This window comes from Pseudorhodoplanes sp., from assembly GCF_059499825.1.
In genome coordinates this window covers 51,051-70,710 of record NZ_JCABZI010000006.1, presented here as the reverse complement: position 1 = coordinate 70,710, position 19,660 = coordinate 51,051, and the positions used below count along the sequence as shown (strand labels likewise).

Annotated in this window: 17 protein-coding genes; 4 read left to right on the top strand and 13 right to left on the bottom strand. The window is 63.3% G+C overall.

The genetic code is table 11. The annotated features are described in order from the left end of the window. The first annotated feature begins 59 nt into the window (after nt 1-59). Together AC5I5I_RS10735 and AC5I5I_RS10730 are read left to right on the top strand one after the other, a co-directional pair. Nucleotides 60-515: a hypothetical protein gene (locus tag AC5I5I_RS10735; RefSeq protein ID WP_495972743.1), complete on the top strand. Its 456-nt coding sequence runs from the start codon at nt 60-62 to the stop codon at nt 513-515. A gap of 68 nt (nt 516-583) precedes the next feature. After that, nucleotides 584-826, top strand: coding sequence for a hypothetical protein (locus AC5I5I_RS10730; protein ID WP_495758558.1), 243 nt, complete (start codon nt 584-586; stop codon nt 824-826). Nucleotides 827-844: 18 nt separating this feature from the next. Here AC5I5I_RS10730 and AC5I5I_RS10725 read toward each other — a convergent pair whose 3' ends face one another. From AC5I5I_RS10725 to AC5I5I_RS10710, 4 genes are all read right to left on the bottom strand, one after another. After that, a complete protein-coding gene (locus AC5I5I_RS10725; protein WP_495972741.1) occupies nt 845-3,121 on the bottom strand; it encodes a spermidine synthase in 2,277 nt (758 codons plus the stop codon). Nucleotides 3,122-3,254: 133 nt separating this feature from the next. Continuing rightward, nucleotides 3,255-3,986 (bottom strand): hypothetical protein, encoded by a 732-nt coding sequence (locus AC5I5I_RS10720; protein ID WP_495972739.1) that lies wholly within the window; start codon nt 3,984-3,986, stop codon nt 3,255-3,257. A gap of 117 nt (nt 3,987-4,103) precedes the next feature. After that, nucleotides 4,104-4,871: an SDR family NAD(P)-dependent oxidoreductase gene (locus AC5I5I_RS10715; protein WP_495972737.1), complete on the bottom strand. Its 768-nt coding sequence runs from the start codon at nt 4,869-4,871 to the stop codon at nt 4,104-4,106. 31 nt (nt 4,872-4,902) lie between these two features. Beyond that, nucleotides 4,903-5,826 carry a LysR family transcriptional regulator gene (locus tag AC5I5I_RS10710; RefSeq protein ID WP_495972735.1) on the bottom strand — a complete coding sequence of 308 codons (924 nt, stop codon included), beginning with the start codon at nt 5,824-5,826 and terminating at the stop codon, nt 4,903-4,905. A gap of 93 nt (nt 5,827-5,919) precedes the next feature. Here AC5I5I_RS10710 and AC5I5I_RS10705 point away from each other — a divergent pair, with 93 nt between their 5' ends. Further along, nucleotides 5,920-6,540, top strand: coding sequence for a pyridoxamine 5'-phosphate oxidase family protein (locus AC5I5I_RS10705; protein WP_495758546.1), 621 nt, complete (start codon nt 5,920-5,922; stop codon nt 6,538-6,540). A gap of 12 nt (nt 6,541-6,552) precedes the next feature. Here the strand turns inward: AC5I5I_RS10705 and AC5I5I_RS10700 are convergent, their stop codons facing one another. From AC5I5I_RS10700 to zapE, 9 genes are all read right to left on the bottom strand, one after another. Then, entirely contained in the window at nt 6,553-7,284 is a 732-nt protein-coding gene (locus AC5I5I_RS10700) for a glutathione S-transferase family protein (RefSeq protein WP_495972733.1), read from the bottom strand. Nucleotides 7,285-7,305: 21 nt separating this feature from the next. After that, nucleotides 7,306-8,709, bottom strand: a complete 1,404-nt coding sequence (lpdA, locus tag AC5I5I_RS10695; RefSeq protein ID WP_495972775.1) for a dihydrolipoyl dehydrogenase — start codon at nt 8,707-8,709, stop codon at nt 7,306-7,308. A 35-nt stretch (nt 8,710-8,744) separates the two neighbouring features. Further along, nucleotides 8,745-9,443, bottom strand: a complete 699-nt coding sequence (locus tag AC5I5I_RS10690) for a hypothetical protein (RefSeq protein WP_495972731.1) — start codon at nt 9,441-9,443, stop codon at nt 8,745-8,747. A gap of 50 nt (nt 9,444-9,493) precedes the next feature. Then, the gene (gene odhB, locus AC5I5I_RS10685; protein ID WP_495972729.1) at nt 9,494-10,765 is read right to left on the bottom strand and encodes a 2-oxoglutarate dehydrogenase complex dihydrolipoyllysine-residue succinyltransferase; all 1,272 of its coding nucleotides are present in this window, start codon (nt 10,763-10,765) and stop codon (nt 9,494-9,496) included. 127 nt (nt 10,766-10,892) lie between these two features. Further along, complete coding sequence (locus tag AC5I5I_RS10680; RefSeq protein WP_495972727.1) at nt 10,893-13,850, bottom strand: 2-oxoglutarate dehydrogenase E1 component; 2,958 nt, start codon at nt 13,848-13,850, stop codon at nt 10,893-10,895. Nucleotides 13,851-14,145: 295 nt separating this feature from the next. Continuing rightward, on the bottom strand, nt 14,146-15,030 hold the full coding sequence (sucD, locus tag AC5I5I_RS10675; RefSeq protein WP_495972725.1) for a succinate--CoA ligase subunit alpha: 885 nt from the start codon (nt 15,028-15,030) through the stop codon (nt 14,146-14,148). Continuing rightward, nucleotides 15,030-16,202, bottom strand: a complete 1,173-nt coding sequence (gene sucC / locus AC5I5I_RS10670; RefSeq protein WP_495972723.1) for an ADP-forming succinate--CoA ligase subunit beta — start codon at nt 16,200-16,202, stop codon at nt 15,030-15,032. The genes sucD and sucC overlap by 1 nt, the downstream gene beginning before the upstream one ends. Before the next feature lie 130 nt (nt 16,203-16,332). Then, a complete protein-coding gene (gene mdh / locus AC5I5I_RS10665) occupies nt 16,333-17,298 on the bottom strand; it encodes a malate dehydrogenase (RefSeq protein WP_495972721.1) in 966 nt (321 codons plus the stop codon). Between the two features lie 329 nt (nt 17,299-17,627). After that, nucleotides 17,628-18,800: a cell division protein ZapE gene (gene zapE / locus AC5I5I_RS10660; RefSeq protein WP_495972719.1), complete on the bottom strand. Its 1,173-nt coding sequence runs from the start codon at nt 18,798-18,800 to the stop codon at nt 17,628-17,630. 262 nt (nt 18,801-19,062) lie between these two features. On the opposite strand from zapE, the gene AC5I5I_RS10655 reads away from it, so the two are divergent. Then, nucleotides 19,063-19,644 (top strand): GNAT family N-acetyltransferase, encoded by a 582-nt coding sequence (locus AC5I5I_RS10655; RefSeq protein WP_495972717.1) that lies wholly within the window; start codon nt 19,063-19,065, stop codon nt 19,642-19,644. The last annotated feature ends 16 nt before the right edge of the window (nt 19,645-19,660 follow it).

The window sequence follows — 19,660 nt, the reverse complement described above, 5'->3', positions numbered from 1 at the left end:
AAGGTTGCACCGGAAACGGGGCCGTACGAAAAAGCCGATCACCGCAACGAGCCCCGATCATGCAGAACCAAATGATTGCCGCCCTCCTGTTTCTCCTCGCCGCGACATCCGCGCACGCCAGCGAAGGATTGAGCTGCGAGGCGAGCGACAAAGCCGTGAAGCTCTCGATCGAAGCCGGTATCAGCCGTGGAGTGGGCTCGGGCTTTTTCAGTTTCAAGGGCGAACTCGAAGTCCTGTCGCCCGGCGTGCCGAAGGATTTCCGCAAGCTCACATTCAGCAGGGACCATCTCACCCAGCAATGGCTCGACGACCGCAATCTCAAGCTTCGGATCTATCGGGAGCGGGAAGGCAAGCCCCATGGCTATGTCGATATCGTGATCGAGGCATGGCCGCGCAAAGGCGATGAGGTTGAGTTCCGCGGCGGCTATGTCCTGACAATTTTCGACATTCCGAAGCCCGGGACAGACGGGAAAATGACAACTCTCAAGGGCCGGGTGACCTGTTCCGCAGGGTAAATATTTTGTGTCCCCGATGCGAATTCGCCTCCCAGGCGTTATCTCTCGGGTACAGGGAGTCCACGCGTATGAAGAACCATGTGGTTGCATTGGCCGAGGCGGTCCGGCTGGCCCGGCGAGAGCTTGAAACCGTTGGCGATTCCGCCAATCCGTCCTCCGCGGACAAGGCGATCAGACGCCTGAGCGAATTGCTCGAGAGCGAGGACGTGAATCACGCATTGGCGGCTTTGAATCCCGTCGACGACGCGCCGTCGATCCAGTCCGACCCGCCGGTGAACCTGCGGGTGCCCTATCCATGGCGGTCGCACTGACATCGCTCTGAAGCGCGGTCAGTATCCGCGCTGCCAGCGGGTGCGCAGCTGGCGCACGGCCGCACCCACCACGTTCGAATAATCGTCAGACCAAACACGCTGCGCCGGAATGCGTTCCTGCACCGGCCAGTATTCGGATTTCGCCAGCGCGCCGAAATCCTCCTCGCGCTGCGCCAGCACCGCGACCTTCGGCACCCACAGATAGCGATCCGCATCGTCCTCGGCATCGCCGCCGTCATAGACGCGAGCGATCAGGCCGTTGGCTTCGGCGACACCCGCGACCACCGACGCCAATTCCAGATTCTTGTTCGAGATATGCATGGCAATCAGCCCGCCGGGCTTAAGCTTGCGCTGATAGAGCGCGATCGCCTCCCGGGTCAGCAGATGCACCGGGATCGCAGCGCCGATGAAGGCATCGATCATAATCAGGTCGTAGCTTGCATCCGGCGCGGCGTTCAGCTTCTGCCGGGCGTCGCCAATCAGGATCGGCGCATCCGGAGCGCATTCCGAGACGAAATTGAACAGCGCCGGATCCGACGCGATACGCACGATGTCCGGATCGATTTCGTAATAGGTCAGCTTGTCGCCGGGCCGCCGCTGGCAGGCGAGCGAGCCGGTGCCGAGCCCAACCACCGCATAATCGATCGGCCCTTCCTTCTTCGCATGCACCGCCTTGAACACCTGATCGATGCCGAAGCCCTCATAGAATTCGGAGATCATCTCCGGCCGGCCCTTGATGCGGTTTCCGTCGTCGTCGCGCACCTGCTGCGTGCCCTGGCTCGTGCTGCCATGCCACAGCCCGCGATATTGTCCGTCAGATGAGTCGACGACACTCAGGACGCCGAAGAAATTGCGTACAACATGGACCGTCTGGTTTTCGCGGAACGACAGGTTGACAATGAACAGGGTGGCGAGGATCGCGGTGAACGGCAACGGCGCCTGCCAAAAACCCACGGTCAGCCCGATCAGAAGACCGACGATGACGTAAAGCGTGTTCCATTGCGGACGCAGGTCGAAGGCCAGCGCCGCACCGAGAATCAGCAGACCGCCCGCGAGTGCAGCCAATAGCACATATTGACCGCTTCCCCGCACCGGCAACGACAAACCCGGACGGCACAGCACCGCAAGAAGCAACAGGATGGGATATTCGGCGATCCAGGTGAAGACGTGCGGCGCCACCAGCCCGGTGAGAATACCGCCGATCGTGCCGCCGACCGAGATCCACATGTAATAGCCGGTCAGATAGCGCGGCGGCGGGCGGCGGCGGGCCAGTTCACCGTGACACATCAGCACGCAGACAAAGAACACACTGAGATGCAGGGCGATTGAACTCACGATCGAATCGATCGGGCCCAGCACGAAACCCGCGGCCAAAGCGAGAATGAAGAGCGGCTGCACCTTGACGACCAGCGCATGCGGAATGACCGGCCGCGTCTGAAAGACAATCACAAAGGTGACGAGATAGAGCGCGAGCGGCAGAACCCAGAGCAGCGGAACGGCGGCAATGTCCGTCGCGATATGCGCGGTCACCGCAATCAGCAGGCCCGACGGTACGGCGGCCAGAAACACCCACCACACGATGTCGCCTGCGCGCGGGCGCGCCGCCTCGTCAGGTTCGGACGCGCTGGCGGTTGCGGCCTCGCCGGGATGGCGCAGCATCAGCAGCCCGCAGGCGCCGATCAGCACGATCAGCACATAGAAGCCGCCGGTCCACAGCCACGATTGCGGGCCGAGCCGGATGAAGGGCTCGATCGCGACCGGATAGGAGATCAGCGCGATAAAGCTGCCGGCGTTGCTGGCGGCATAGAGAAAGTACGGGTCCTTCGCCGCCGGATGACTGGTGCGTGCGAACCAGGCCTGCAGCAGCGGGCCGTTGGCCGCGAGCGCGAAGAACGGCAGCCCGATCGAAACCCCGAACAGCGCCAGCAGCCAGAAGGCCTCACCCGATTGCGGCGGCGGCCCGAAATGCGTTGCGATATGCAGCGGCAGGAAGAAGCAGGCGAGGATATTCACCGCGATATGGATGATCAGCGACCTGCGCCCGGGGGCCAGCCGCGTGATCAGATGCGCGTAGGCATAACCCGCCAGCAAGGCGGCCTGAAAGAACACCAGCGCGACCGACCAGACAGCCGCGGCGCCGCCAAGCTGCGGCAGCACCATCTTGGTGAACATCGGCTGCACGGCAAACAGCAGCGCCGCGCTGACGAAGATCGCGGTGATGAAGGTCGCCAGCAAGGCGCCGTACGGAGCGGCTTGCGCCGGTGCGCCGGTATCGGTCGAGATTTGCGAGGTCATGCGATTGAGCGCGGGTCGGACGCCGTCCTCTCCGCGATTGTGTCACTCCACGATTGTCCGCAAGCACCCCACTTGCCGTCACTCCGGCCGCGCACTCACGTCACGGCCGGCATACTTCAGTCCCTTTAGCCGCCTACATCGGCGGGACGCACCAGTCCCAATAGCCGCTCGTCTCCGAGGAATCGACCCAGAACCAGCACAGCCTGTCGTCTGGAACCGGAGGTACCGCGCTGACTGCAAGGATGGTGCCGAGCGTCACGCCCGCGATCGCAGTGCCGTACCAGGCGCGGCTCGACCAGGGACGAACGCCGCGAACGTAAACGTTGGTGTTGCGATTGCGGTTGATGTTGACGTTGTTGCCGCCCATTCCCCCCATGCCACCCATACCGCCGCCGCCCATGCCGCCATCACCGCGCATGCCGCCACCCATTCCGCCGTCACCGCGCATGCCGCCGCCCATTCCGCCGTCACCGCGCATGCCGCCGCCCATTCCGCCGTCACCGCGCATGCCGCCGCCCATGCCGCCGTCACCGCGCATGCCGCCACCCATGCCGCCGCCACCGCCCATGCCGCCGCCACCGCCCATGCCGCCACCGCCCATGCCGCCGCCGCCCATGCCGCCGCCGCCCATACCACCACCCATGCCGCCACCACCCATACCGCCACCCATGCCACCGCCTCGCATGCCGCCACCACCCATACCGCCGCCCATTCCTCCCATCCCGCCCATCCCGCCCATTTGAGCCAGGATGATCGGATCGGCGGGCGCGGGCGACTCGTGCATGACCGGCCAGGCGCCGGCGGTTGTCGTTCCGACGATCGCAGCGGTCGAGAGAAGAGCGATGAGGGTGCCGGTGTAACGCATGGTTTCCTCCCGGGCGCGGGTCAGCAGGTCCTGGTCCAGTCCTGTTCCGGTTCCAAAGTTAGCACAGTTTGTTCCGTGTCAAAGCGCCCGGCATGTGCCGCGCTGCCGCATCGCGCGCTAAACCCGCACCATGCCACCGTCCACATACAGCGTCTGGCCGGTCATGAATGCCGCATCATCGCTCGCCAGGAACGAGACCACGCCGGCGATATCGGCCGGCAACTGGACGCGGCGGATCGGCTGCAGCTTCGCGATCTGCTCGAACTCTTCATCCATGCTGGAGCGGCCCGGCCGCGGCGCACGACCCTCGGTGCCCGGCGTCCGCGTCAGGCTCGGCGAAATCGCGTTCACGGTGACGCCGAAATTACCCATCTCGGTTGCGAGCGCGCGGGTGAATCCGACCACACCGCCTTTGCTCGCGATGTAATGGGTGTAGCCGGACGCCACCGTGTTCAGTGTCGACGACGAGAGGTTGATGATGCGGCCCCAGCCGCGCCGCTTCATGCCCGGGGCGAACGCCTTGGAGACCAGAAACACCGCATCGAGATTGAGCGACATGACTCGGCGCCAATCGGCGAAGGTCACCTGCTCGAACGGCTGGATCGGATAGATCCCGGCATTGTTGATGACAATGTCGCAGCGACCGAACCGCATCTCGGCCTCGGCGGCGAGATAGCTGACGGATTCTTCCGAGGTGACATCGCAGATCACGGCCATGGCCTCACGCCCGGCCGCCTCGACCATCCGAACGGTGTCGTCGCAAGGCTTGATGTCGACGAGGACGAGATGCGCGCCGTCGCACGCGAGCCGCTGCGCGAAAGCCTGGCCGAGGCCGCCGGCGGCGCCGGTCACGAGCGCGATTTTGTTTTCGAGTGATGCTGCCATCAGAACCTCCACGTGCGAACCTCTCCCCACTTCAGCGCCGAGAGGGACCCAACCGCCGTTCTATATCGGTTAGCGCCTTCTTCAACCGCGGCGCGGCAAATTCGAGAAAGCGGCGCAGCTTGAGCGGGGTATGGTTTTGCGCCGGATGGATGAGATGAACCGGCAATGGCGGCGGCTCCGCGTCCGCGAGCACGATCCTCAGCCGACGCTGATGAATCGCGGACTCCACCTGATAGGATAGCACGCGCACGATCCCGACACCGGCGATGGCGGCATCGATCGCGGCTTCGGCGGTATTGACCACCAGGCGCGACCGCACCGGAACGGACATCGCGCGGCCTTCCGACGCGAACGACCAGGATGTCGCCGCTGTGACGCCGAACGTGACACAGGGTAGCGCGGCCAGATCGCCGGGGGTTTTCGGCATGCCGCGCGACCTGAGAAAATCCGGGCTCGCGCAGACCACCTGCCGCACTGCGCCGACGCGCAGCGCCACCATGGTGGAATCGTTCAGCGATCCGATCCGCACCGCAACATCGATCTGGTCTCCGATCAGGTCGGCGTTGCGATCCGCCAGCACGAGCTGCACATCGATGTCGGCAAATGCCGCGAGAAACGCGGTGACCGCGGGCAGCACATGCAGTCGGCCAAATACGATCGGGGCGGCGATGGCAAGATCGCCGCGCGGTGTGAGATATTCGCCGGAGGCGGCACGCTCGGCCTCGGCCACCTGCTCCAGAATGTTCCGCGCGGCGGCGAGATAGGCCGCGCCTGCGTCGGTCAGCGTCAGCTTGCGGGTGGTGCGGATCAGGAGACGCGCCTTCAGATGCGCTTCAAGCTCGGCCACCTTGCGGCTGACACTGGGCAGCGGCACGCCCAGCCTGCGGCTTGCGGCGCTGAAGCTTCCGGCCTCGACCACGGCAGCGAAGATCGACATCGCATCCAGCCGGTCCATGCACCCTCTCATTTATCGAGATAATCATTATCATTCTCTCTCCATTATTCCAAATCGCATCCGGCCTTATGTTGCCCACATCAGGAGGCGGCCATGCCATACGGGTTTCTGGACATCGCGATCACGCCCAGCGTCAAGGCGGCGCAGGCGCAGAATGACAGCGCGCATCTGTGGGAAGATTTCAAAGGCCACCGCGAATTCGATCGCTTCACCGAAAGCGAGATCGCTTTCATCGCCGAACGCGACAGTTTCTACATGGCGAGCGTATCGGAGACCGGCTGGCCCTATGTGCAGCATCGCGGCGGCCCGCGCGGATTCCTGCGCGTGATCGACGACAGGACTTTGGCCTTCGCCGATTTTGCCGGCAATCGTCAATATATCAGCCTCGGCAATCTCGCCGCCGATGCGCGCGTCTCGCTGATCCTCGTCGACTACGCGAACCGCCGGCGGCTGAAGATTTTCGCCCATGCCGAGGCGAAGAGCCTGGCCGACGATCCCAGGCTGGCGGAGGCGATCGCGACGCCCGGCTATCGCGGCCGCGCCGAACGCGCCTTCGTACTCCGTCTCGACGCGTTCGACTGGAATTGCCCGCAGCACATCACGCCGCGCTTCGATGCGCCGGATGTCGCGCAGGCCATAGGCACGTTGCAGCGCCGGATCGAGGAGCTCGAGGCGGAGAACAAGGCGTTGCGGGAGCAGGCGCCGGCTTCATGAAGCTCCGGCGCGTCAACGTGTCGGCGTCGCAACCTGCTCGGCGAAATTGGCGCGGGCAAAAGCCGGGCGCGCAAGCAGCCGAGCGTACCAGTCCGCAACCGCAGGCCAATCGCGATCGAGATTGTATTCGGCAAAGCTCGCGAGCCGGTGGACGAAGGGCGCGATGTTCACGTCGGCGAGAGAATAGTCGGCTCCCGCGAGCCATGTATGCGCAATCAACGCGTCCTGCATGCGGTCGAGCATGCGGCGGAGATCGGCATCGGCTGCAGCTAGCTCCGCAGCCGGAATGCCGTTGCGTGCGGCATCGCGCCAGCGCCGCGCAGTCTCGGGGTTCGGCATGCGCGCCACCGCGGCGTCGATCTCTGCCGCCGGCAGCGATTGCAGGAACGGCCGCATGTTGCGCTGGAAACTCGGCTTCTTGATCGCGAGCGTCAGCACGTCGTCGATGAATCGATTCCACACCGCGACCCGCGCCCGGTCCTTCGCATCGGCGGGACGCAAGGGACGCTCCGGAAACGCATCGTCGAGATAGTCGTTGATGATGGTCGACTCGCGCACGACGAAGTCGTCATGCACCAGCACCGGCACCACGCCTTCGGGATTGATGCTCAGAAAGTCCGGCGCAAGCTGCTCGAAACGGCGCAGGCTCAACACCACGCCCTCGTATGGCAACTCTTTCTCGGCGAGCGCGAGCCGCACCTTCTGGGAGCAAGTCGAAGCCCAGGCGTGATAGAGGCGAAGCATCGCGTCGCGCGTCTGGCGCGATCACATGTGGATCGCGCGCTTCTCGACCGCCATCGCCGCTTCCTTCACTGCTTCCGGCAAGGTCGGATGCGCGTGGCAAGTGCGCGCGATATCTTCCGACGACGCGCCGAATTCCATCGCCACCGCCGGCTCCGCAATCATGTTGCCGGCATCGGCGCCGACGATATGCACGCCCAGCACCCGATCCGTCTTGGCGTCTGCGATGATCTTCACGAAGCCATCGGTCTGCTGATTGGCCTTGGCGCGGCCATTGGCTGTGAATGGAAACTTGCCGACATTGTAAGCGATACCGGCCTGCTTCAGCTCATCCTCGGTCTTTCCGACCGATGCGATTTCCGGGAAGGTATAGACCACCGCCGGTATCACATCGTAATTCACGTGCCCGGCCTGGCCGGCAAGGATCTCGGCCACCGCCACGCCCTCATCCTCGGCCTTGTGCGCCAGCATCGGCCCGGCAATCACGTCGCCAATCGCATAGATACCCGGCACATTGGTTGCGAAATGCGCGTCGGTCTTCACGCGGCCACGCTCGTCGAGTGCAACGCCGGCCTCAGCGAGACCGAGACCCTCGGTGTAGGGCACTCGGCCGATCGCGACCAGTACCACATCGGCATCGATGGTTTCCGCTTCGCCGCCTTTCGCGGGCTCGACCTTGACCTTCAGTTTCTTGCCGGATGTATCGACGGCCGAGACCTTCGAGCCGAGCTTGAAGGCCATGCCCTGTTTCTCGAACAGGCGCTGGGACTGACGCGCGACCTCCGAATCCATGCCCGGCAAAATGCGATCGAGAAATTCGACGACCGTCACCTGCGAACCGATGCGGCGCCAGACCGAGCCAAGCTCGAGACCGATCACGCCGGCGCCGATCACGACCAGCTTCTCCGGCACCTTCTCGAGCGCAATCGCACCGGTGGAGGAAACCACCCGCTTCTCGTCGATCTCGATGCCTTTCAGCTTCGTCACATCGGAGCCGGTGGCGATGACGATGTTCTTGGTCTCCAGCGTCTGCGACTTGCCGTCAGCACCTGTGACCTCGACCTTGCCTGCTGCTGCGATGCGGCCGGTGCCGAAAACGACATCGATCTTGTTCTTCTTCATCAGGAAGTCGACGCCCTTGACGTTGCCATCGACCGCTTCGTCCTTGAAGGTCAGCATCTGCTTGAGATCGAGTTTCGGCTTGCCGACGCCGATGCCCATTTTCGCGAAGGCGTGGCCGGCTTCCTCGAACAATTCGGACGCATGCAGCAGCGCCTTCGACGGAATGCAGCCCACATTCAGGCAGGTGCCGCCCAGCGTCGCGCGCTTTTCGACCACAGCCACTTTCATGCCGAGCTGCGCCGCGCGAATGGCACAGACATAGCCGCCGGGACCGGTGCCGATGACGATCAGATCGTAGGACATAATGAATTTCTCTTCCTGCTAAGCCATCAGACCGGCCGTTAGCGCACCGGCGTCAAAACCTCTTCGCCGCGCCCCTTGCCGAGCAGGCCACGCAGCGTGCCGTCGGTATCGAGCGCGTAGATCGCGGGCAATCCATCGGCGCGCGTCACCTGCAGCAGATTGCCCTGCCGCTTGCCCTTGCCGCGATGGCTTTCGGTTCCCGCGTGCCAGACGAGTTCGAAAGCATCGCCGGTGCGCGCGATGGAGACCGTGCCGTTATAGGCCGTGCCATCGGGCTTCATGCCCTCGAGACGGTACCGCCCCTGCGGCACCGGAGCCGGCTCCGGATCGATCGGCGCGAACAATTCGAGCGTTTCGTTGCCGGCGCCGTCATCCCATTCTCCCGACAACACGCCCTCGTCGGTGGACGAATAGACCGCCGGATATTTCTCGCCCCATCGCACGACCAGCGAATGGCGGTCCAGTTCGCCGACGCCGGAGACGGTCTCGTTGTCGACCCACCAGATCATCCGCACATCATCGACCCGCGGCAGAACCGCGGTGATGCCGCTATAGGACTCACCGGCGCCATCGGTGCCCTTGTTTCGGTACAGACCGCCGATCGATGCCAGATATTGGAGCTCGGCATCGCTCGCGACCATGTTGCCGGCCGGCGGCAGCGCAGCACCGCCCGGCTTCGTTACGAGAACAGCAGCGACCACCAAAGCGCACAGCGCGAGACGTTTCGGTTTCGTCATTGTGTCGTCCAGCAGGATCGGGGGCGGCGTCCACACCGCCCTTGCGTCACTCACAGATCCAGAATTAGCCGCGCCGGGTCCTCCAGCACTTCCTTCACGCGCACGAGGAAGGTCACCGCCTCGCGGCCGTCGACGATGCGATGGTCGTAGGAGAGCGCGAGATACATCATCGGCCTGATCTCGACCTTGCCGCCGATCGCGACCGGGCGCTCCTGGATCTTGTGCATGCCGAGGATGCCGGATTGCGGCGCGTTCAGGATCGGCGTCGACATCAGCGAGCCGTAGACGCCGCCATTCGATATCGTGAAGGTGCCGCCCTGCATCTCCTCGATCTTGAGCTGGCCGTCACGCGCGCGCTTGCCGGCGTCGGCAATGTCCTTCTCGATCTGCGCCAGCGACTTGTGATCGCAATCGCGGATCACCGGCACGACGAGTCCCTTCTCGGTGCCGACCGCAACGCCGACGTGATAGTAATTCTTGTAGATGATGTCGCCGCCGTCGATCTCGGCATTGACCGCGGGGATGTCCTTCAGCGCCTGCACGCAGGCGCGCACGAAGAAGCCCATGAAGCCGAGCTTCACGCCGGTCTTCTTCTCGAACGCATCCTTGTAGTGGCTGCGCAATTCCATCACCGCCTTCATGTCGACCTCGTTGAAGGTCGTGAGCATGGCGGCGGTGTTCTGCGCATCCTTCAGCCGGCGGGCGATGGTCTGGCGCAGCCGCGTCATCTTCACCCGTTCTTCGCGCGCGGCGTCGTCGGCCGGCGATGGCGCCCGCACCTGCACCGGAGCTGTGGCCGGGGTCGGCGACGCGGCGGCGCGCTCGATCGCGGCCATCATGTCGCCCTTGGTGACACGGCCGTCCTTGCCCGAGCCGGGCACGGTGGACGCTTCGATGCCGGATTCCGCCGACATTTTGCGTACCGACGGTGCGACCGGCATGTCGCCGGACGGTTTCGGAGTCTGGGCCTCCGGCTTGTCCTGGGCGCGCGGCTTGATCTCCTCCTCGCCGGCCTTGATCGGCGCGGTGGTACTCTGCTTCTTGTCGGGCGCGCCGGTCGTGGTCGCAGCGGCGGCGGCGCCCTTGGCGCCGTCCTTGATTTCGCCGAGCAGCGCACCGACGGCGACAGTCTCGCCGTCCTTGGCCGCGATCGCTTCCAGCACGCCGGCCGCCGGCGCCGGCACTTCGATTGTGACCTTGTCGGTCTCGAGCTCGACCAGCGGCTCGTCGACCGCCACAGCGTCGCCGGGCTTCTTGAACCATTTGCCGATGGTCGCTTCGGAGACGGATTCGCCTAGAGTGGGAACGCGGATTTCGGTCATTGTTGGTTCCGTTCGCTTCTATCTCACTGTGTCATCGCCCGCGCAGGCGGGCGATCCAGCGACCACAGCACTAGATTGCCGTGGCGATTGCCGGGTCCCCCGCCTTCGCGGGGGACGACAGGATCCATTACCCAAGCGCTTCGTCGAGGAATTGCTTGAGCTGTGCATTGTGTTTCGACATCTGCCCGACCGCGGTCGAGGCCGATGCGGGGCGGCCGGCATAACGCGGACGGCGATGCTTGGCCTGAATCTGGTTGAGCGTCCATTCGATGAAGGTGTCGACGAAGAACCAGGCGCCCATGTTGCGCGGCTCTTCCTGGCACCACACGATCTCGGCCTGTTTGAAGCGCTGCAATTCCTGCATCAGCGCCTTGGTCGGGAATGGATAGAGCTGCTCGATCCGCAGCAGGTAGATGTCGTCGATGCCGCGCTTCTCGCGCTCGTCGTAGAGATCGAAATAGACCTTGCCGGCACTCAGCACCACACGACGGATCTTGTCGTCCGCGACCAGCTTGATCTTCTCATCCTTCAGCACCTGCGCATCGTCCCAGAGGATACGATGGAAGGTGGTGTCGGCGCCCATTTCGTCGAGCCGCGACACCGCCTTCTTGTGGCGCAACAGCGACTTCGGCGTCATCAGGATCAGCGGCTTGCGGATTTCGCGCCGCAACTGGCGACGCAGGATATGGAAATAATTCGCCGGCGTCGTGCAGTTGGCGACCTGCATGTTGTCTTCGGCGCACATCTGCAGATAGCGCTCAAGCCGCGCCGACGAATGCTCCGGCCCCTGCCCCTCATAGCCATGCGGGAGCAGGCAGACGAGCCCGGACATGCGCAGCCATTTGCGTTCGGCCGACGAGATGAACTGATCGAAGACCACTTGCGCGCCATTGGCGAAGTCGCCGAATTGCGCCTCCCACAGCACCAGCGCATTCGGCTCCGCGGTCGAATAGCCGTATTCGTAGCCGAGCACGGCCTCTTCCGAGAGCATCGAGTTCAGCACTTCGTAGCGCGACTGGTTGTCGCTCAGATGATTGAACGGCGTGTAACGCGCCTCGGTGCGCTGGTCGAACAGCACGGAATGGCGTTGCGAGAACGTCCCGCGTTCGGAATCCTGGCCTGACAAGCGCACCGGATGGCCGTCGAGCAGCAGCGTACAGAACGCCAGCGCCTCCGCCGTCGCCCAGTCGATGCCCTCGCCGGTCTCGATCGCTTTTTTTCGGTTTTCGAGAAAACGGTTGATGGTGCGGTGAACCCGGAAATCCTCCGGCACCCGGGTGATCTTCTCGCCGATCTCCCTGAGCTTCGCGACATCGACCCCGGTATTGCCGCGGCGCGGATCGTCGATCTCCATGCCGGCCTTGATGATCGACCAGCGGCCGTCCAGCCAGTCGGCCTTGTTCGGCTTGTAGCCCTGGCCGGCCTCGAATTCGGCTTCGAGCCGATGGCGCCAGTCGCCGCGCATCTTGTCGACTTCACCTTCGGTGACGACACCTTCGCCGATCAGTTTCTTGGCATAGATATCGAGGGTCGACGGATGCTGACGGATCTTCTGATACATCAGCGGCTGGGTGAAGGCCGGCTCGTCGCCTTCGTTGTGACCGAAGCGCCGATAGCAGAACATGTCGATAACGACCGGCTTGGCGAAGCGCTGGCGATATTCGATCGCAACCTTGGCCGCGAACACCACCGCTTCCGGATCGTCGCCGTTCACATGGAAGATCAGCGCCTCGATCATCTTCGCCACGTCGGACGGATAGGGCGATGACCGTGAATAGCGCGGATAGGTGGTGAAGCCGATCTGGTTGTTGACGATGAAATGCAGGCTGCCGCCGGTGCGATAGCCCTTCAACTCCGACAGGCCGAAGCATTCCGACACCACGCCCTGGCCGGCGAAAGCCGCGTCGCCATGGATGAGCAGCGGCAGCGCCATGGTGCGGTTGTCCGGCGTCGCGCCGAGCTGATCCTGCTTGGCGCGCACCTTGCCGAGCACCACCGGATCGACGATTTCCAGATGCGAGGGGTTGGGCGTCAGCGACAGATGCACCTTGTTGCCGTCGAATTCACGGTCGCTCGAAGCACCGAGATGATACTTGACGTCGCCAGAGCCTTCGACCTCGTCCGGCGTCGCCGAACCACCCTTGAATTCATGGAACAGGACGCGATGCGGCTTGCCCATCACCTGGGTCAGCACATTCAGCCGGCCACGATGCGCCATGCCGAACACGATTTCCTGCACGCCGAGATTGCCGCCGCGCTTGATGATCTGCTCCAGCGCCGGGATCAACGACTCGGCTCCGTCGAGACCGAAGCGCTTGGTGCCGGTGAACTTCACATCGAGGAACTTCTCGAAGCCCTCGGCCTCCACCAGCTTGTTGAGGATCGCGCGCTTGCCCTCGCGGGTGAAGGTGATTTCCTTGTCCTTGCCTTCGATGCGCTCCTGGATCCACGCCTTCTGCTGCGGATCGGAAATGTGCATGAATTCGACGCCGAGCGTCTGGCAATACGTGCGGCGCAGGATCGCTACGATCTCGCGCATGGTCGCGAATTCCAGACCGAGCACCTTGTCGAGATAGATCTTGCGGTCCATGTCGGCTTCGGTGAAGCCGTAGCTGCGCGGGTCGAGTTCTTGCTCGCTCTTCTCGGGTTCGAGATCGAGGGGATCGAGCTTGGCGTGAAAATGACCGCGGATGCGGTAAGCGCGGATCAGCATCAGCGCATGCAGCGAGTCACGCGTCGCCTGCAGCACGTCGGTCGAGCTCAGTTCGACGCCGGCCTTCTGCGCATTGCCCTTGATCTTGCCGGAGATGACCTTCTCGGTCTCGGCCCAGTTGCCGTCGAGCGCCGCCACCAGTTCGCCGTTCGAGAGCTGCGGCCAGCCCGGCTGTTTCCACGACGCGCCCTTCGCGCTTTTGGTCACGCTCGCCGGGTCGTCCTTCAGGCTCTGGAAAAAGGATTGCCACTGGGCATCGACCGAAGCCGGGTCGGCTTCGTACCGGGCGTAGAGGTCTTCGATATAGGCGGCGTTGCCGCCGTAGAGGAAAGAAGTAAGGGCGAAGGCTGCGTTCGCGTCCTGACGAGACATGCGGGCGTCCTGGCGTGGATCCAAATTCTGGATCGATGGCGTCTGGTATCGTTGCTGACCGCCGGAAGCGGCCATTTCGGGGTCGAATCGGCTGAAAAATGCGTCCCGGCGGAGACCCTTTTACAGATATGGGGACGATTGGGCCACGATAACATGACATTGAAGTGAATTCGGATTCACTATTTTATCCCGATCCGGCGCTACCGAAGTAGCGGAAATCGCAACGAAAAAAGCCCGCGCCGGAGGGCGCGGGCCTCAATCGAACTTGAAACCTGACCGCAGAAATCCGGTCTCCTCAGCCTTTTAGCACCTCGACCAGCGTCTTGCCCACCCGCGCGGGGGACGGCGACACCTTGATCCCGGCTTCTTCCATTGCCGCGATCTTGGATTCCGCATCGCCCTTGCCGCCGGAAATGATCGCACCGGCATGGCCCATGCGACGCCCGGGGGGCGCGGTGCGGCCGGCGATGAAGCCGACCATCGGCTTCTTGCGGCCCTTGCGCGCTTCGTCCTTCAGGAACTGCGCGGCATCCTCTTCGGCCGAACCGCCGATCTCGCCGATCATGATGATCGACTCGGTTTTGGGATCGGCGAGGAACATTTCCAGCATCTCGATGAATTCGGTGCCCTTGACCGGATCGCCGCCGATGCCAACTGCCGTGGTCTGGCCCAGGCCTTCGCGCGAAGTCTGAAACACCGCCTCGTAGGTCAGCGTGCCGGACCGCGACACGATGCCGACCTTGCCCGGCTTGAAGATATTGCCGGGCATAATGCCGATCTTGCATTCGCCCGCGGTCATCACGCCCGGGCAATTCGGCCCGATCAGACGCGACTTCGATCCGCACAGCGAGCGCTTCACCTTCACCATGTCCATCACCGGAATGCCTTCGGTGATGCAGACGATCAGCGGAATCTCCGCGTCGATCGCCTCGCAGATCGCGTCGGCCGCGCCGGGCGGCGGGACGTAAATCACGCTGGCATCGGCGCCGGTCTTCTCGCGCGCTTCGCGCACGGTGTCGAACACCGGCAGATTGAGATGCGTGGTGCCGCCTTTGCCGGGCGAGGTGCCGCCGACCATCTTGGTGCCGTAGGCGATCGCCTGTTCGGAATGGAAGGTGCCGTTCTTGCCGGTGAAGCCCTGGCAGATGACCTTGGTGTTCTTATCGATGAGAATGGACATTATGCGGCAGCCTTCTTCACAGCGGCGACAATCTTCTGCGCGGCATCGTCGAGATCGTCGGCGGGCACGACGTCCAGTCCGGATTCCTTCAGGATCTTCTTGCCGAGATCGACATTGGTGCCTTCGAGACGCACCACCAGCGGCACTTTCAGCCCGACTTCCTTGACCGCGGCCACCACGCCTTCGGCGATGATGTCGCACTTCATGATGCCGCCGAAGATGTTGACCAGAATGCCCTTCACCTTCGGATCGGAGGTGATGATCTTGAACGCGGCCGTCACCTTCTCCTTGGTCGCACCACCGCCGACATCGAGAAAGTTCGCCGGCTCCGCGCCATAGAGCTTGATGATGTCCATGGTGGCCATCGCGAGACCGGCGCCATTGACCATGCAGCCGATGGTGCCGTCTAGTGCGATGTAGTTCAGGTCGAACTTCGACGCCTCGATCTCCTTCTCGTCTTCCTCGGTTTCGTCGCGCAGCGCGAAGATGTCGGGATGGCGATAGAGCGCGTTGCCGTCGAAATCGATCTTGGCGTCGAGGCACAGGAGCTTCTGGTCCTTGGTGATCACCAGCGGATTGATTTCCAGCATGCTCATGTCGGTCGAGATGAACGCCTTGTAGAGCTGGTTCAGCAGCGGCCCCATCTGCTTCTGCAGGTCTGCCGTGAGGCCGAGCGATTGCGACACGTTGCGCACATGATGCGGCATGATGCCGGTGGCCGGATCGACCGCAATGGTCAGGATCTTTTCCGGCGTGTCGTGCGCGACGGCTTCGATATCCATGCCGCCTTCGGTCGACACCACGATGGCGACGCGCGAGGTGACGCGGTCGACCAGCATCGACAGATAGAATTCCTTCTCGATCGCCGAGCCGTCCTCGACATAGAGCCGGTTGACCTGCTTGCCCTTCGGCCCGGTCTGGTGCGTCACCAGGGTCGAACCGAGGATGCGCGTGGCTTCGGTCTTCACATCGTCATGAGACTTGACGACCTTGACGCCGCCGGCCTTGCCGCGGCCGCCTGCATGAATCTGCGCCTTCACCACCCAGACCGGCCCGGGCAATTCGGACGCAGCCTTCATCGCTTCATCGACGGTGAAGGCCGCGATGCCCTTCGGCACCGGCACACCGAATTCGCGCAGCACCGCCTTGGCCTGATATTCGTGGATATTCATGGACGCTCCGTTCCCAACCCTCGGATGTCATTGCCCGCGAGGGCGGGCAATCCAGCGAGCAGAATAATGGCGGGATGGCTCCCGCTTGCGTAACTGACGTGCCCCGCCTGCGCGGGGCACGTCAGTGTAGTTACTTGTTCAAGTCCGGCGCGATGGTCTTGCAGGCATCGACCAGCTGCTGAACCGACAGCGCCGACTTGTCGAACATTTCACGCTCGGACGATGACAGATCGATTTCAACCACGCGCTCGACGCCCTTGGCGCCGATCACCACCGGCACGCCGACATACATGTCCTTCACGCCGTATTCGCCGTTGAGCCCGGCGGCGCAGGGCAGCACGCGTTTCTTGTCCTTGAGATAGCTTTCCGCCATCGCGATCGCGGACGATGCCGGCGCGTAGAAGGCCGAACCGGTCTTCAGCAGGTTGACGATTTCCGCGCCGCCATTGCGGGTGCGGATCACGATATCGTCCAGCCGCTTCTCGGTGGTCCAGCCCATCTTGATCAGATCGGGCAACGGGATGCCGGCGACGGTGGAATAGCGCACCAGCGGCACCATGGTGTCGCCATGGCCACCGAGCACGAAGGCGGTCACGTCCTCGACCGACACGTTGAATTCGTCGGCGAGGAAATAGCGGAAGCGCGCGGAGTCGAGCACGCCCGCCATGCCGACCACCATGTTCTTCGGCATGCCGGAGAATTTCTGCAGCGCCCAGACCATCGCATCGAGCGGATTGGTGATGCAGATGACGAACGCGTTCGGGGCGTATTTCTTGATGCCGGTGCCGACCTGCTCCATCACTTTCAGGTTGATGCCGATCAGATCGTCGCGGCTCATGCCGGGCTTGCGCGGCACACCGGCGGTGACGATGCAGACCGAGGCGCCCTCGATCGCATCGTAGGAATTGGTGCCGGACATTTTGGCGTCGAAGCCGTCGATCGGCGACGACTGCGCGAGATCCAGCGATTTGCCCTGCGGAATGCCTTCCGCGATGTCGAACATCACAACGTCGCCGAGCTCACGCAATCCGATGAGGTGGGCGAGCGTTCCGCCGATCTGGCCGGAGCCGATCAATGCAATCTTGGGACGCGCCATGAGGAGATGAACCTTTATGTCAGGACCGTTTGGGCGTCACGGACCGAAACCGCTTCGGCTTCGGCATGACGCTCGTGGGAAGGTCGCGGAACTGCGACCGGGCGGTGGTTAACGTGTCCTGCCATCGGCGACAAGCTTGCGAAAGGCGAAGGTCGCATGGATCAGCCTCACTGCTGATATACATTATTCCAGTGAGGTGGGCCGTTGCCAAGGGCGAAGACGCCCAACCATACACAATTCGACATTGCAGCGCACAAGGGGGTGCCGCGGCAGCGAGATCGCGAGAGCCGGGATGAGGCCTTTTCCCTTTCGCCCGTGGGCGAGGGACGTCACGTATCGATGATCCGCCCGCCGCGCGTATCGGCATCGCGGCGCGGTCCGTGCGGAAGCGCCAGGTAGCTCTGCGAACCCATCTCGATCAGGCGCGAGACCGTGCGCTGGAATTCGAATAGTTCGAGCCCCTGGTCGGCGACATACAGTTCGTGCGGTTGCGCCTGCGCGGATGCAATCAGCTTCACCGCATTGTCGTAGAGCGAGTCGATCAGGATGATGAACCGCTTGGCCTCGTTGCGCTGGGCAAAGCGCATCACCGGAATGCGCTCGATCACGAGCGTATGGTATTCATGCGCGAGCCGCAGGAAATCCGCCGAGCCGAGCGGCAGCACACACAAATCCGGAAACGAGAAGCGCGCCGCACCCATCGCCGCCTGCGGCACATGCAGCTTGCGGCCCTTCACGACGAGATCCTGCGGTGAACCGCCCTGCCCGAGCGTGATGCGCGACCACGCTTCGTCGATCTCGCGATCGGCACGCTCGTCCGCCGGCACATACCAGACCCGGCCTTTGACCAGCTTTTCCAGCCTGAAATCGGTGCGCGCATCGAGCCGCACCACATCCATCTTCTCGTCCAGCAGCCTTATGAAGGGGAGAAAAAGCGCCCGATTCAAGCCGTCCTTGTAGAGATCGTCCGGCGCCACATTCGACGTCGCCACCACCACCATGCCGCGGCTGAAGAACTGCGTGAACAGCCGGCCGAGAATCATCGCATCGGCGATGTCGGTGACATGGAATTCATCGAAACACAGCAGTTCGGCGTCGTCGGCGATCGCATTCGCGGTCAGCACGATCGCGTCTTCGTCGGGTATCTCGCCGGCTTTCGCTTTCTGGCGAAAATCGTAGATGCGCTCATGCACCTCGGACATGAACTCATGGAAGTGCACGCGACGCTTGTTCGATATCCGGCTCGATTCGTAGAACAGGTCCATCAGCATGGTCTTGCCGCGCCCGACCTTGCCGTAGATGTAGAGACCCTTCAGCGGCGATTTCTTCACGCGACTGCCGAACAGCCAGCCGAGCGAGGATGATTTCGACGCGCGCCGCTGTTCGACGAGCCGCTGTTCCAGCGACCCGAGCTTCTCGACCGCCGCGGCCTGCGCTGCGTCGGGCGAGATGGCGCCGTCCGCGATCAGGGCGGCGTAGCGGTCGCTGATGGATGAAATCATGAGGATCGGCGGGCGAGGCGGAAATGAAGCCGAGGCATAGCCGCCGCAGCGCAGGCGCCGCAAGACCGCGTGGGCGCGGTTAACGAAGGTTTAACGGCGGCAGCCAGCCGATGCATGGCTGCTGCCGAAAAATGCAGCTTGGCCCTGTCTTAAAAATGCTGCATCGCAACATTATCTTTCGAATCGCCGCCTTGGCCGCTACCGGCCGCGCGGCGCGTCTCTGGGGAGGGACGAGGAGGGTCTCGCTAAGTCAGGAGACCGAATGACCGTACTCGACCCGCTCCCCGATGGGGGCCTGATCCGCAAATTGTGGATCGGGGAAGCTTATAAATATCGCGACCACCTGCTGCGGCTCGATCCCGAGAGCCGCCATCGCCGGTTCGGCGGCGGCGTGTCGGACACCTATATCCGCAACTTCGTCGACACCACGATGTGGCTGGACGCGATCGTGCACGGCTTCTTCGTCGACGGACAGATGCACGGCGCGGCCGAACTGCGCCCGATCGGCGGGCGGTTCACCAAGCAAGCCGAAGCCGCCTTCAGCGTGGAAAACGAATGGCAGAGCCACGGCGTCGGCTCCGCGCTGCTGGAGCGCACCCTGCTGACCGCGCGCAACCGGGGCATCGCTCATCTGCATATGGCCTGCCTTGCCGACAATCGCAGGATGCAGCAGCTGGCGCGGAAATTCGACGCCGAACTGAGTTTCGATTTCGGCGAAGTGGTCGCCGAAGTGGAGGCGCCGCATCCGACGCCGCTGTCCGTGGTGCGTGAGATGGTGTCCGACGGCCAGAGTTTCGCAACCGCGATCCTCGACGCGCAATCCCGCCTTTTGAAATCAACCTGACGTTAACCAGCCGGTA

Bases quoted from the DNA above. Each gene is read 5' to 3' on its own strand.
- AC5I5I_RS10735 (WP_495972743.1), top strand. From the start codon at position 60: ATGCAGAACCAAATGATTGCCGCCCTCCTGTTTCTCCTCGCCGCGACA.
- AC5I5I_RS10730 (WP_495758558.1), top strand. From the start codon at position 584: ATGAAGAACCATGTGGTTGCATTGGCCGAGGCGGTCCGGCTGGCCCGG.
- AC5I5I_RS10725 (WP_495972741.1), bottom strand. From the start codon at position 3,121: ATGACCTCGCAAATCTCGACCGATACCGGCGCACCGGCGCAAGCCGCT.
- AC5I5I_RS10720 (WP_495972739.1), bottom strand. From the start codon at position 3,986: ATGCGTTACACCGGCACCCTCATCGCTCTTCTCTCGACCGCTGCGATC.
- AC5I5I_RS10715 (WP_495972737.1), bottom strand. From the start codon at position 4,871: ATGGCAGCATCACTCGAAAACAAAATCGCGCTCGTGACCGGCGCCGCC.
- AC5I5I_RS10710 (WP_495972735.1), bottom strand. From the start codon at position 5,826: ATGGACCGGCTGGATGCGATGTCGATCTTCGCTGCCGTGGTCGAGGCC.
- AC5I5I_RS10705 (WP_495758546.1), top strand. From the start codon at position 5,920: ATGCCATACGGGTTTCTGGACATCGCGATCACGCCCAGCGTCAAGGCG.
- AC5I5I_RS10700 (WP_495972733.1), bottom strand. From the start codon at position 7,284: ATGCTTCGCCTCTATCACGCCTGGGCTTCGACTTGCTCCCAGAAGGTG.
- AC5I5I_RS10690 (WP_495972731.1), bottom strand. From the start codon at position 9,443: ATGACGAAACCGAAACGTCTCGCGCTGTGCGCTTTGGTGGTCGCTGCT.
- odhB (WP_495972729.1), bottom strand. From the start codon at position 10,765: ATGACCGAAATCCGCGTTCCCACTCTAGGCGAATCCGTCTCCGAAGCG.
- AC5I5I_RS10680 (WP_495972727.1), bottom strand. From the start codon at position 13,850: ATGTCTCGTCAGGACGCGAACGCAGCCTTCGCCCTTACTTCTTTCCTC.
- sucD (WP_495972725.1), bottom strand. From the start codon at position 15,030: ATGTCCATTCTCATCGATAAGAACACCAAGGTCATCTGCCAGGGCTTC.
- sucC (WP_495972723.1), bottom strand. From the start codon at position 16,202: ATGAATATCCACGAATATCAGGCCAAGGCGGTGCTGCGCGAATTCGGT.
- mdh (WP_495972721.1), bottom strand. From the start codon at position 17,298: ATGGCGCGTCCCAAGATTGCATTGATCGGCTCCGGCCAGATCGGCGGA.
- zapE (WP_495972719.1), bottom strand. From the start codon at position 18,800: ATGATTTCATCCATCAGCGACCGCTACGCCGCCCTGATCGCGGACGGC.
- AC5I5I_RS10655 (WP_495972717.1), top strand. From the start codon at position 19,063: ATGACCGTACTCGACCCGCTCCCCGATGGGGGCCTGATCCGCAAATTG.